This window comes from Shewanella sp. Scap07 (assembly GCF_013394145.1).
Taxonomy (GTDB): domain Bacteria; phylum Pseudomonadota; class Gammaproteobacteria; order Enterobacterales; family Shewanellaceae; genus Shewanella; species Shewanella waksmanii.
The window spans coordinates 2993006-3005114 of the sequence record NZ_CP041329.1 but is presented as its reverse complement, the minus strand read 5'-3'; the positions used below and the strand labels follow the sequence as shown (position 1 = coordinate 3005114).

General features: G+C 47.8%; 10 protein-coding genes and 1 other annotated feature. Of the genes, 3 read left to right on the top strand and 7 right to left on the bottom strand.

The window, feature by feature from the left end:
• Positions 1-10 precede the first annotated feature (10 nt).
• From hypF to FLM48_RS13075, 7 genes are all read right to left on the bottom strand, one after another.
• Positions 11-2338 (bottom strand): carbamoyltransferase HypF, encoded by a 2328-nt coding sequence (gene hypF, locus FLM48_RS13105; protein WP_179024930.1) that lies wholly within the window; start codon positions 2336-2338, stop codon positions 11-13.
• Between the two features lie 211 nt (positions 2339-2549).
• Positions 2550-3353, bottom strand: coding sequence for a tryptophan synthase subunit alpha (gene trpA / locus FLM48_RS13100; protein ID WP_179024929.1), 804 nt, complete (start codon positions 3351-3353; stop codon positions 2550-2552).
• Complete coding sequence (gene trpB, locus FLM48_RS13095; RefSeq protein WP_179024928.1) at positions 3346-4548, bottom strand: tryptophan synthase subunit beta; 1203 nt, start codon at positions 4546-4548, stop codon at positions 3346-3348. The genes trpA and trpB overlap by 8 nt, the downstream gene beginning before the upstream one ends.
• A gap of 75 nt (positions 4549-4623) precedes the next feature.
• A complete protein-coding gene (trpCF, locus tag FLM48_RS13090) occupies positions 4624-6081 on the bottom strand; it encodes a bifunctional indole-3-glycerol-phosphate synthase TrpC/phosphoribosylanthranilate isomerase TrpF (protein WP_179024927.1) in 1458 nt (485 codons plus the stop codon).
• Complete coding sequence (trpD, locus tag FLM48_RS13085) at positions 6081-7112, bottom strand: anthranilate phosphoribosyltransferase (RefSeq protein ID WP_179024926.1); 1032 nt, start codon at positions 7110-7112, stop codon at positions 6081-6083. Before trpD ends, trpCF begins: the two co-directional genes overlap by 1 nt.
• Positions 7109-7711: an aminodeoxychorismate/anthranilate synthase component II gene (locus FLM48_RS13080; RefSeq protein ID WP_179024925.1), complete on the bottom strand. Its 603-nt coding sequence runs from the start codon at positions 7709-7711 to the stop codon at positions 7109-7111. The genes trpD and FLM48_RS13080 overlap by 4 nt, the downstream gene beginning before the upstream one ends.
• Complete coding sequence (locus tag FLM48_RS13075) at positions 7708-9264, bottom strand: anthranilate synthase component 1 (RefSeq protein ID WP_179024924.1); 1557 nt, start codon at positions 9262-9264, stop codon at positions 7708-7710. Before FLM48_RS13075 ends, FLM48_RS13080 begins: the two co-directional genes overlap by 4 nt.
• A gap of 64 nt (positions 9265-9328) precedes the next feature.
• Positions 9329-9437 (bottom strand) — a sequence feature (Trp leader region).
• 230 nt (positions 9438-9667) lie between these two features.
• Between FLM48_RS13075 and FLM48_RS13070 the strand changes: the two genes are divergently transcribed.
• The 3 genes from FLM48_RS13070 (at position 9668) to FLM48_RS13060 (ending at position 12098) form a co-directional block, all read left to right on the top strand.
• Complete coding sequence (locus FLM48_RS13070) at positions 9668-10561, top strand: PHP domain-containing protein (RefSeq protein ID WP_179024923.1); 894 nt, start codon at positions 9668-9670, stop codon at positions 10559-10561.
• A 23-nt stretch (positions 10562-10584) separates the two neighbouring features.
• Positions 10585-11205 carry an L-threonylcarbamoyladenylate synthase gene (locus FLM48_RS13065; protein WP_179024922.1) on the top strand — a complete coding sequence of 207 codons (621 nt, stop codon included), beginning with the start codon at positions 10585-10587 and terminating at the stop codon, positions 11203-11205.
• Positions 11206-11309: 104 nt separating this feature from the next.
• Entirely contained in the window at positions 11310-12098 is a 789-nt protein-coding gene (locus tag FLM48_RS13060; protein ID WP_028773021.1) for a ScpA family protein, read from the top strand.
• Positions 12099-12109: the final 11 nt, after the last annotated feature.

The following is a 12109-nucleotide window of genomic DNA, read 5'->3' as shown; positions in this document are numbered from 1 at the left end:
AGGCGTTTTTTTATCTATGATGAATGCCATACCAAATTTGTCCTAACGCGATACCGGCATCGTTAACTGGGATGAGTCCATTGCTGAGTAGCGTCAAATCCGCTTGCTGCAGTTTGGTTTGGGTATATTCAGTTAAATACCGGTTTTGAAATACTCCACCACATAGCACTACCGGCAATTGTGGATACTTCTTTGCTGTCGCCAGCACGGCATTACCAATTGCCTGCATAAAACCGGCGGCAATATTGTTGATAAGGCTCGCGGTGACAGCTTGCTGCTCAAGTTTGATTATAATTTGATGAAATAACTCATCAGCAAGCCACTGACCTTGCTGCTCAAGTAGCACAAAATCTACCGGTTTGTCAGCGTTATTGGCAGCGGCTTCTAGCAGCATGCCGGCTTGGCCTTCAAATTGGGTCACTGTGATTAACCCCAGTGCGCAAGCAACCGCATCAAACAGCCGCCCCATTGAACTAGTTTGTGGACAGGCACCGCCATTGCCCTGCGAAGATTGGTGCACTTTAGCTAAATTACCGATGAAGTTTGCCGAGTACTGCGATAAACAGCTGAGCTTATGACAGCGCGCAAGCACTTTTTCGCACTGGTGTTCTTCACTGTTACTGAGCATTAAGGCTAATACGATTCGACGCGGGTCTTTGATTGCTTGCTCGCCGCCAATGAGCCTAAAGGGCTTGAGGTGGCCGAGTCGCTGATAGTCATTGATATCGGTCAGTAACACTTCTGCGCCCCACAGTTGACCGTCATCCCCAAGACCGGTGCCATCAAAACTAAAGCCAAGAACTGGGCCGGTCAGTTGATGCATGGCCATCACGCTCAACACATGGGCAAAGTGATGCTGTACTGTGAGGCGCTGAATATCAGGCTGGCGTTGTTGCAGTGCTTTACTCCAGCGAGTGGGGGCATAATCAGGGTGTTTATCATGCACGATACAGCGCGGCTTAAGTTGGTACAGCCGCTTGAAAGTGGCGATGGTGTTATCAAAATAGGCTTCAGCTTCTAGGCTAAACAGATCGCCAATATGCGGGCTGACAAAAATATTATGATCGAAGGCAAACGCTAAAGTATTTTTTTGCTGTGCGCCGACGGCCAATAAAGTGTGTTCAACCGGTTTGTCGATAGCTAAAGACAACGGCGCATAGCCTCTAGCCAAGCGAATGACCTGGATTTGCCCGGCAATCACTTGCACCACACTGTCATCACAGGCGTTAATAATAGCTCTGTCGTGGTCGAGGATATAATCGATTACATGCCCGAGCTTGTCGACAATCTCTTTGCTGTCGATGATGACAGGCTCGCCACTAATATTGGCACTACTGGCGACGATAGGGCAATTTAGCGCGTCTATCAGTAGGTGATGTAATGGGGTATAAGGTAAGAATATGCCGAGCTTATCGATATCGGGCGCGACAGATCCACTAATGTGCAGCGATGCTTGTGGCTGCTTGCTCATTAATACTATCGGCCGCTCAAGGCTTTGCAAGCACTGCCATTCTTGTTCGTTGCCGCTGACTAAATCAGCAGCTGCTTGTTGATTAGCAACCATCACAGCGAGTGGTTTCGCCGGCCTATTTTTGCGTTGTCTTAACTGTTTTACGGCGCTGTCATTGCTGGCATCGCACACTAAATGAAAACCTCCTAAGCCTTTAATTGCGACTATTTTGCCTTGCTTTATCTGCCTAATACATTGACTGAGGGCATCTTGCTTTTCGGCTAAGGGTTGCCCTTGTGGATCGAGCAAACGCAATTGTGGCCCGCAAGCTGGGCAGCTTACAGGTTGAGCATGGTAGCGACGATCTAGCGGGTCGTTATAGCTACGCTGGCACTCAGGGCACAGTGAAAAATTGGCCATGGAGGTATGCGGCCTATCGTAGGGCAGTTTTTTGATAAGCGTGTATCTTGGGCCGCAGTTGGTGCAATTGGTAAACGGGTATTGAAAGTGACGGTTATTGAGCTCGGCCATTTCAGTTAGGCAATCATCACAACAGCTTTTATCAGTGGGCACCACTACCACGGCATCGGTTTGTGAGCGGGTGGTTGTTATCTCAAATTGCTGACAACCTTCAATTATGGCTAGTTCGATTTGTTCGAAACGGTCGATACGGGAAAGCGGTGGAGGAGAGTGTTGAAGCTTGGCAATAAAGCCTTCAACATCTGCTAGTTGGCCCTGTATTTCTATACTCACCCCTTGGCTGTGATTGAGCACAAACCCGCTAAGCTGGTGGTCTTGTGCATAGCGGTAGACAAGTGGTCGAAAACCGACTCCTTGTACTATGCCTGCAATCTTGAGTCGTCGGCGGATCGGTGACTGATTGTTCATCTCAAATGGCCTAATTTCCCTGTACATTGCCAAGTCATTATGCCAGTAAATCAATGTCCTCATAGTCGGTTAGATCAATAGAGAGTACGATCAATTGCGGTTGGGCACTAAGCAGCTATAGCGCTCATCGCTATGCACAGTAAAGCGCCAGCCATAAAAAATGCCTGAATAAATCAGGCATTTTAATGGGGCGGTAAATCCTAAGCTGTGGCTAGGTCGCCGCTTTCATGTTGCGAGTAAACTCTGCCAACGCTTCGAGCAAAGCAGGTTCATCTTTTTGATTAGCTTCAATAATCTTGACTACCGCAGAGCCTGAAATCGCCCCAGCTGCGCCGGCACTAATCGCCGTTTTGACTTGCTCAGGTTCAGCAATACCAAAACCAAGCAGCGGTGGTGGAGCATCAAATGTTTTGAGGCGCGCTAAAATATCACCAATAGGCATACCAGCTTTAGATTCCGTACCAGTGACTCCGGCCCGAGATAACAGGTAGGTGTAACCCTGTCCTTGCTCACTGACCTGTTTTAAGGTGTCACTGTCAGCATTGGGCGGTGCAATGAAGATAGGGTCTATATCGTGGGCTTTGGCCGCATCAATAAATGGCTGTGCTTCTTCAACGGGGACATCTGCAATCAGTACTGAGTCGACACCGGCCGCTTGCGCTTTGGCATAAAAGGCTTCAATGCCGTTGGCATAAACCAAGTTAGCGTATAGCAGCAAACCGATAGGTAGCTGCGGATATTTTTCTCTTACAGCGGCGAGCATTTCAAAGCACTGACTTGGGGTTGTGCCAGAAGCCAACGCACGCAGGTTAGCCCCTTGGATCACCGGACCATCTGCCAGTGGGTCTGAAAATGGAAATCCTAGCTCTAGCGCGTCGGCGCCATTAGCAACTAAGGTATCAATAATCTGTAATGATAGGCCTGGGTTTGGGTCGCCTAAGGTGACAAATGGCACAAATGCACCTCGATTTTGCTGCTTTAGCGCGGCAAAGGCAGCTTGGTAACGGTTACTCATTGCCACTCTCCTGTTGAGCTTTTTGCTCTAAAATATCTGAGACGGTAAAAATATCTTTATCGCCACGGCCCGATAAATTCACCACAAAAATGGTCTCTTCGGTTGCGGCTTCGGCCAATTTAAGTGCATAAGCAATGGCGTGGGAAGACTCAAGCGCGGGTATGATGCCTTCACTGCGAGCTAAAATTTGGAAAGCCTCAAGTGCTTCATCGTCGGTGGCTGACTCGTAGCTAGCACGGCCTGTCGCGGCCAAATGTGCATGTTGCGGCCCAACCGATGGGAAATCTAACCCGGCAGAGACTGAGTAAGACTCTTCAATTTGGCCTTCAGCATCTTGCATCAATGGCGCTTTCATACCGAAAAAGATCCCTGTTTTACCATGCTTTAATGGCGCGCCATGCATTGGCGTGTCTATGCCTAAACCGGCAGGTTCTACCCCAATGAGCTTGACATCGGCTTCGTCGATAAAGTCTGCAAACATACCAATTGCATTAGAGCCACCGCCAACACAGGCGATCACGGCATCGGGTAGACGGCCTTCAGCGGCGAGGATCTGGCGTTTAGTTTCTTCACCTATCATGCGCTGAAATTCACGTACTATGGTGGGGAATGGATGCGGCCCCGCGGCGGTACCAAGCAGGTAATGCGCTTTATCATAGCTGGCTGACCAGTCACGCATCGCTTCATTACACGCATCTTTTAGGGTTGATGAACCAGAGGTGACAGGAATGACTTCTGCCCCCATTAATTTCATACGAAATACGTTAGGTGATTGGCGCTCAACGTCTTTGGCTCCCATATACACTTTGCATTTTAAATCTAACAAGGCGCATGCGAGAGCCGTTGCTACGCCATGTTGTCCGGCACCGGTTTCCGCAATGATCTCTTTTTTACCCATACGCTTAGCAAGTAACGCTTGCCCCAATACTTGGTTAGTTTTGTGGGCGCCACCATGGAGCAGGTCTTCACGCTTAAGGTAGATTTTTACCAAAGGGTTAGGGCTAAGATTACGGGTAAGCGTCAACGCCGTGGGTCTACCGGCGTAATTGTTGAGCAAATCGGCAAATTCCGCTTTAAAGTCGGCATCGTTTTGGGCATCAACAAAAGCAGCTTCGAGCTGCTTAAGTGCAGGCATTAATATTTGCGGGACATACATACCGCCATATTCGCCAAAGTAGGGGTCAAGTTTGGTCATCTATTCGTTTCCTAATTTGAGCCGGTTGGATGGAGCAATTTGTCCTACCCAACTCATGCGCTCTGGTAATTTAAATCAATATTGTCGTAGTGCAGCAAATGCCGCTTTAATCTTGTCGCTATCTTTTATTCCCGGCTTTACTTCGAGGCCCGAGTTAAAATCGAGGCCAAAAAAGCCTTGTTTGCTAGCTTGTAGAGCATTATCTGCATTAAGGCCACCGGCTAGCATGGACAGCGCTTTATTAGGCAGTGACGCTTGCCAATCAAAACGGCTACCAGTGCCGCCAAATTGAACCTGGCCGCCTTGGCTTGTTTGGCTGTCATATAACAAGCGATCGACATTGTCTGGTACGGTTAACGTTGCGGTAGCACTGGCGTCAACCTCTACAGCGATGGCTTTCCAGATCTGGCATTGACTGCCTTGCTGAGCAAGTAGCTGTTTAAGTTGGCCGATGCTGTAGTCGCTTTCATTACCGTGTAATTGCACAGCGAATAGCTTGAGCGCTTTTGCAACTTGGGCAATTTTCTCCGGCGCTTCGTTAACAAATACACCCACAAAATGAAGTACTGCAGAGCCGCTGCGATGGCCATTAACTAATGCTAGTGCTTGTTCTTGGCTGATATAGCGTGGAGACTTTTTGGCAAAAATGAGTCCACCGTAAATCGCGCCAGCTTTTGCGGCCTGCTGTGCATCTTCTAGGCGGGTGAGGCCACACACTTTGTTATGACCCAAAGTCAGTGCGCGACAGGCTAAATCTAAGTCATCTTCAGCCATCAATGAACTGCCAACCAAAAAACCGTCTACCAGTGGGCTGAGCCGTTTTACCTGTGCTTGGTTATAAATACCGGATTCGCTGATCACCACCGTGTCGCTAGGGATAAGCGGTGCAAGTCGTTCAGTCGTGGCCAAGTCGGTACTCAAGTCACGAAGATTTCGGTTGTTGATGCCGATAATTTTTGCATCTAAAGCAATGGCTCGATGAAGTTCCTCTTCGTTACTGACTTCGGTCAAAATATCGAGTTGGTACTTAGCCGCTTTTTGTGCCAGTAATTGATATTGTTGGTCATCAAGTACAGAAAGCATAAGTAAGATGGCATCAGCTCCTTGGTGAGCGGCCAACCGCACTTGGTAGCAGTCGACAAAAAAATCTTTGCACAATATTGGCTGAGTCACACGCTGACGCACTTGAGGAATGTAGTCCATGTCGCCTTGGAAAAACTGCTCGTCGGTGAGCACAGAGATGCCCGCGGCATAGTTGACATAGACATCAGCGATAGCGGTCACATCAAAATCTGCTCGAATAAGCCCTTTGGATGGACTTGCTTTCTTGCATTCAAATATAAAGCCGGCATTGGGTGCCTTTAGCGCATCATACAGGCTTCTGTCTGACTGTTTAGGTTGTAAACTTGCTTCGCTAAAGCGCTGTTTCAATGCGGCAATATGCGCCGCTTTAGTATCAACAATTTTTGTGAGCACATTGGCTTCTTTAGTTGCACTGGTTTCTCTAACACAATTATCCACGTGATGCTCCATTATTGCTGACTAGCGCTAGCCAGTTGTTGTAATCGATTGAAACCTTCGCCATTGGCAATGGTCTGTAGTGCAAGTGCTGTGCCTGCTGCTGGAGAGTCTGCTACGCCGGCAATATACAGGGCACAACCGGCATTGACTGCCACTGCATTTTGGTGAGCAGCTTGACCTTTGCCTTGTAAAATATCGCGCGTAAACTGTGCGTTTTGCTCTGGGGTGCCGCCAGTTAAATCTTCCAGTGCCGCTCTGTCAACACCAAGCTGTTCTGGCGTAAGACTGTAATGAGTCAACTGACCATCTTTAAGTTCACACACACGCGTTTCACCGTGCACTGCCACTTCATCTAAGCCACTGCCATGGACCACCATCGCACGCTTTACATCCAAGGCTTTAAGCACATTTGCGATAGGTTCAACTAACGCTTCGCTATATACGCCAAGGACCATAAAGTCAGGGTGAGAGGGGTTAATTAACGGACCTAGGACATTAAATAAGGTTCGGGTTTTAAGCGCTTGGCGAACAGGAACCGCGTGACGAACACCACCGTGATAGTGAGGCGCGAACAAGAAACATAAACCAAACTTATCTAGACAGTCTCTTGCTAATTCCGGTGCCATGGTCAAATCGATGCCAAATTGCGCGAGCAGATCTGACGAGCCCGATTTGCTTGATACGCTGCGGTTGCCATGTTTAGCGACTCTTGCGCCACTGGCTGCTGCAACGAAGGCCGCAGTGGTTGAGATATTAATGGTGTTATGGCCGTCGCCGCCCGTGCCAACAATATCAACAATGCCTTGGGCTTGGGTATCGGCGTTGGGTGTAGGGAAGGGTTTAGCGGCTTCACGCAGTGCATCAGCTGCGCCTGATATTTCATCAATGGTTTCACCACGCATTTTCATAGCGATAAGCATGCCGGCCATCGTCACTTCACTCATCTCACCTTGCACAATCGTGGTGAATAGCTGTTTAGCTTGTTCTCGGCTTACGCTGTTACCGGCAAAGAGTTGTTCTAAAATTGCTTGTTGTTGGCTCATGAAAGGGGCTCCTTGCGTGTGTCATCAGTAAGATAAGCTAAGCTCTGGGTTAAAAGTTGGCTGCCTAGGGTGGTTAAAATTGATTCTGGATGGAACTGGAATCCAATCACTTTGTACTCACGGTGAGAGACGGCCATAGGCATAGATTCGGTTGTCGCGATGACCTCTAGGCACTGAGGCACTTGCGTTGCGACTAAACTGTGGTATCGAGCTACTGGCAGCGGCGAAGCTAATCCGGCAAACACGCCTTGACCATTATGGTGAGTGGCGCTGGCTTTACCATGTACCACGGTTTGGGCGCGCTCCACTTTGCCACCAAAATGTTCAACAATAGCTTGGTGACCGAGGCAAATCCCTAAGATAGGTGCCTTACCGGCAACCAATTTAAGCAGCGGCATAAGTGAGCCAGCTTCATGGGGAGCACCAGGCCCTGGGGAGAGTACCAGCGCAGCTGGCTCAACTTCATTGAGTAATTTGTCAGCAATAAACGCAGCATCAACGTCATTGCGGTAGATAACAACTTGATATCCAAGGCTGCGAAACTGATCGACTAAGTTGTAGGTAAATGAGTCGAAGTTATCGAGTAAATAGAGTTTCATAGCCCGCCTCCTAGTTTGATGGCCGAGATAACGGCTTGCGCTTTTTGGCGTGTTTCATCGGCTTCTGACTGCGGATCAGAGTCGTATACGACACCAGCACCCGCTTGAATATGGGCAATGCCTTGTTTGACAAATGCAGAGCGAATCACAATACAGGTGTCCATATCGCCTAGGCCGTTAAGATAACCGGCCGCGCCGCCATAACTGCCGCGTCTTGTTTGCTCGACGCCCCGGATAAGTTGTGCGGCGCTGACTTTCGGTGCCCCTGTTAATGTGCCCATGTTCATACAGGCTTGATATGCGTGTAAGGCGTCTAAATCGTCTCGTAACTGACCTGTAACGCGGCTCACCAAGTGCATGACATGTGAGTAGCGGTCAACTTTTAAAAGCTCAGGAATCTTACGGGTACCACTTTGACTAATACGCGCAACATCGTTACGCGCTAGGTCGACTAGCATTAGGTGCTCAGATAACTCTTTCTTGTCTAATCGTAGTTCTAATTCTATGCGACTATCTAGATCGGCATCGATTTGACCTTGGGCATTCTTACCGCGTTTGCGCGTGCCAGCAATGGGGTAAATTTCAACTTGATTAGTGTTGGTCTCATACTTAAGTGCGCTTTCCGGTGATGCACCGAACACGGTAAAGTCATCACCGCGGAAATAGAACATATAAGGGCTAGGGTTAGTTAACCTCAGCGCCCTGTATGCGCCTAAGGTGTTGGGGCAGGGTAAGCTAAAACTTCTAGACGGCACCACCTGAAATATATCGCCGGCACAAACATGCTCTTTCAAGGCATTAACATGCTGGCAGAAGGTTTCATCAGTCATGTTGACCTTGACTTCGGCCTCTACCGGTTGCAGTGCTAGCGGTGGAACCAGCTCAGTAATTTGGCGCTTGATGGTGACAACCCGCGAGGCCAGTTCATCCGCGTAAGCATCATTGCTATCTTGTGGCTGCGAAAAGCGGTGGGTGATGACTTTAGCCGTTTCGGCTTGACGGTCGACGGTAATTAAGGTTTCAGCAAGATAAAATAGGTAGTCTGGGCAGGTATTATCGCTTTGCGGCACAGGTGGTAACGGCTCGACGGTATCAATGAGATCGTAAGCCAGCACACCGCCCAAAAATAGATCTTCAAATTGTGGCTGTTCGCCGCAATCTATGTGCTTTATCAGTGCGCGGAGCCCATCAAGTGGGGACACCGATTTTAATCTGGCATCTTCATCGAGTTGCTCGGTCGATTTGTGTAGTCCGACATGCAGCACATTATCTTGTTGCTCTACGGTGGCATCATTGAAAAATTTGCCAATGGGTGACAACAAGGTTTGTCCGTTGCGGGTTAGCGCGGTGAAAGTCAGTTGGTAGCCACTGCAACGAATAGATAATGCGGCATCTGTTAAGATCAAACTGCGTATATTGTCTTTGCTTTCGATTTCAGCTGACTCTAACAGCATACTGTGGGCTTTATCTTGGGTCACCAATTGATAAAGGCTCAGCGGGTCGCTGGGGTAGTCAATCCGTTCTTTAACCGTTGTGACTTGAGCTAATGTCATCTATTTGTCTCGCTTCCAATGTTGGTATCGCAATCACGGGCAAAATGTAGGGTAAAATTCAGTTAACAAAAAGCCCGCATCAAGTGCGGGCTTATTGTTGAATCTTGTCTCTTTTACATGAGCACAGTTATTCACACCACCCGCTAAGTTGGGAAGTGCCACCACCAATTGATGTTGTTGAACTGTTTAGCCATTAATCTGTCGCTCGAATTAAAAGATAAAAGATAAAATCTGTTTGATGGCTATATAAAACATCAGCACAGAGGTGATGTCAATTGAATATTATTCTATTTAGGAACTAAATGGCCTAAAAGCAATTTTAGTGGTGAATTTGTAGCACATTATTAAGCCTTATGTAGTGCGAGCTAGTGTTTAAATTAACAAACTCAAGTAGAATAAGCCCATGATAGATGAATCGATAGTCGTGGACTTGCATAGTCACACGTCGGCCTCTGATGGCCAACTTTCTCCTGCTGATTTGGTCGCGCGTGCGCTGCATAAAGGTGTTGGCGTGTTAGCGATAACCGATCACGACACGACTGCTGGTCTTGCCGAGGCTCACCAATTTAATCAACAGCAGTCAAACCCGCTACAATTAATCGATGGTGTCGAGATTTCAACGCGCTGGCATAATTTCGATATTCATATTGTGGCGCTAAATGTCGCCCTTGATGATCAGCCTTTGCAGGATTTTCTCAGCAATCAACGCCAGCTTAGGCAAACTCGAGCCGAAGAAATTGGCGCTCGATTAGCCAAAGCCGGTATTGAAGGTGCTTATGAGGGGGCCAGCGCATTGGCTGATGGGGCAGCGTTAAGCCGTGGTCACTATGCGCGTTGGCTTGCCGACAACGGATACGCGGTTAATCCAGCATCGGTGTTTAAAAAATACTTAGCACGGGGCAAGACCGGCTATGTGCCCAACAATTGGTCTGATATGGCCACTGCTATCTCGTTTATCCATCAAGCAGGTGGTGTTGCAGTATTGGCACATCCAAGCGGGTACAAATTGTCAGCTAAATGGCTTAAGCGCTTAGTGCGTGAATTTGCCCAGTGCGGCGGTGATGCTATTGAAGTGATACTTGGGCAGCAAAGTATTGAAGATCGCAATAATCTGATTGCGTTAAGTAAGTTAAACGGCTTAACGGCTTCACTGGGCAGTGACTTTCATTTTCCCGGTAGTTGGATAGAGCTTGGTAAAAATATGTTTCGCCCCAAAGATGTACAGTGGGTGTGGCAAAGTGATGCTTGGCGAGCTCACGGTGCCGATATGGATAGCAATTTGGCATTGAGCCAATAATATAGTGTGGATGAGAACAAATAATGAGTCAGTTTTTTTACGTACATGAAGAAAATCCACAAACACGACTGATTGGACAAGCCGTGAATGTGCTTAAGCAAGGTGGCGTGATCGTGTACCCGACCGATTCGGGTTATGCCCTAGGTTGTAGGATAGGTGACAAAGATGCCATGTCGCGCATCACGCGTATTCGTCAAATAGACAATGATCATAACTTTTCGCTTATGTGTCGCGACCAGTCTGAGTTAGCCAATTATGCTCGGGTAGACAATCAAGCTTATCGGGCACTAAAGCATAATACGCCAGGGCCTTATACCTTTATTTTTAAAGCGACTAAAGAAGTCCCGAAGCGACTGCAAAATCCGAAGAAAAAAACCATTGGTATTCGTGTGCCTGATAATGTCATTGCATTGGCTTTGTTAGAAGCGCTCGATGAGCCATTAATGTCGACCAGTTTAATCTTACCGGGCGAAGAGTTCACCGAATCAGATCCAGAGCATATTCGCGATGTGTTAGAGCATCAAGTCGATGTGATTATTCATGGTGGTTATCTTGGTGAAAAGCCCACTACTGTCATCGATATGTCTGATGGTGATATCGAAGTAGTACGTGAAGGTGCGGGCGATATCACACCGTTTGTATAGTACTGTCTATTATTTTGCTAAACGGGTATAATCGCGCGTTTGGCGAAATCAAGCTAAGGTTTACCTTAGTATTAGGCCGGTGGTAATTCGATTAAGGTGGATACATGCAAGGGACTCAGCAACGTTTACCCTTGGCGGTAGTTAGAGGTGAGGCGGTAAAACAATTACCGGCTGATCTGTTTATTCCACCTGAAGCGCTTGAAGTGTTTCTTGAGTCATTTGAAGGGCCGCTAGATTTATTACTGTATTTGATCCGTAAGCAAAAGTTAGATGTTGTCGAGCTGGCAATCGCTCCTGTTACTGAGCAATATTTGGAATATATTGACTTACTGCATGGCGCTCGGGTTGAGCTTGCGGCGGACTATTTAGTCATGGCCGCAACATTAGCTGAGATTAAATCGCGGCTGTTACTGCCAAAGCAAGTTAATGATGAAGAAGATGAAGAAGACCCTCGGGCGCAGTTGATTAAGCAATTAAAAGCTTACGAAGTGATTAAACATGCGCAGCAGTCGCTTGATGAACTGCCAAGAATGGAGCGGGATTACTTTCAAGCTAAAGCTATGCCTGCGGCTGATATCAAGCCGACTGTGTTGCCACCCTCAGTGTCTTTAAGCGATATTGCGCTAGCCTTTTCGGCAGTGTTAAAGCGAGTGGAAGCCAACGAGCATCATCATGTACAGCGAGAAACCTTGTCGACGCGAGAGCGTATGGCGAAAATACTTGCTCTGCTAGAAGGTGAAGCGTTTTTGCCGTTTGAAAAGCTGTTTGATGTCTCAGAAGGCAAAGCGGGTGTTGTGGTGAGTTTTCTGGCATTGATGGAGTTGGTGAAAGAAACGCTGGTGGAGCTAGTGCAAAATGAGCCTTTTGCAACGATACATGTAAGAGCGTACTAATTGGCAAAGAA

Excerpts from the sequence above, each read along its gene's own strand:
- FLM48_RS13080 (WP_179024925.1), bottom strand. The coding sequence starts at position 7,711 with ATGAAACTCTATTTACTCGATAACTTCGACTCATTTACCTACAACTTA.
- trpA (WP_179024929.1), bottom strand. The coding sequence starts at position 3,353 with ATGAGTAACCGTTACCAAGCTGCCTTTGCCGCGCTAAAGCAGCAAAAT.
- FLM48_RS13060 (WP_028773021.1), top strand. The coding sequence starts at position 11,310 with ATGCAAGGGACTCAGCAACGTTTACCCTTGGCGGTAGTTAGAGGTGAG.
- trpB (WP_179024928.1), bottom strand. The coding sequence starts at position 4,548 with ATGACCAAACTTGACCCCTACTTTGGCGAATATGGCGGTATGTATGTC.
- FLM48_RS13065 (WP_179024922.1), top strand. The coding sequence starts at position 10,585 with ATGAGTCAGTTTTTTTACGTACATGAAGAAAATCCACAAACACGACTG.
- FLM48_RS13070 (WP_179024923.1), top strand. The coding sequence starts at position 9,668 with ATGATAGATGAATCGATAGTCGTGGACTTGCATAGTCACACGTCGGCC.
- trpD (WP_179024926.1), bottom strand. The coding sequence starts at position 7,112 with ATGAGCCAACAACAAGCAATTTTAGAACAACTCTTTGCCGGTAACAGC.
- FLM48_RS13075 (WP_179024924.1), bottom strand. The coding sequence starts at position 9,264 with ATGACATTAGCTCAAGTCACAACGGTTAAAGAACGGATTGACTACCCC.
- hypF (WP_179024930.1), bottom strand. The coding sequence starts at position 2,338 with ATGAACAATCAGTCACCGATCCGCCGACGACTCAAGATTGCAGGCATA.
- trpCF (WP_179024927.1), bottom strand. The coding sequence starts at position 6,081 with ATGGAGCATCACGTGGATAATTGTGTTAGAGAAACCAGTGCAACTAAA.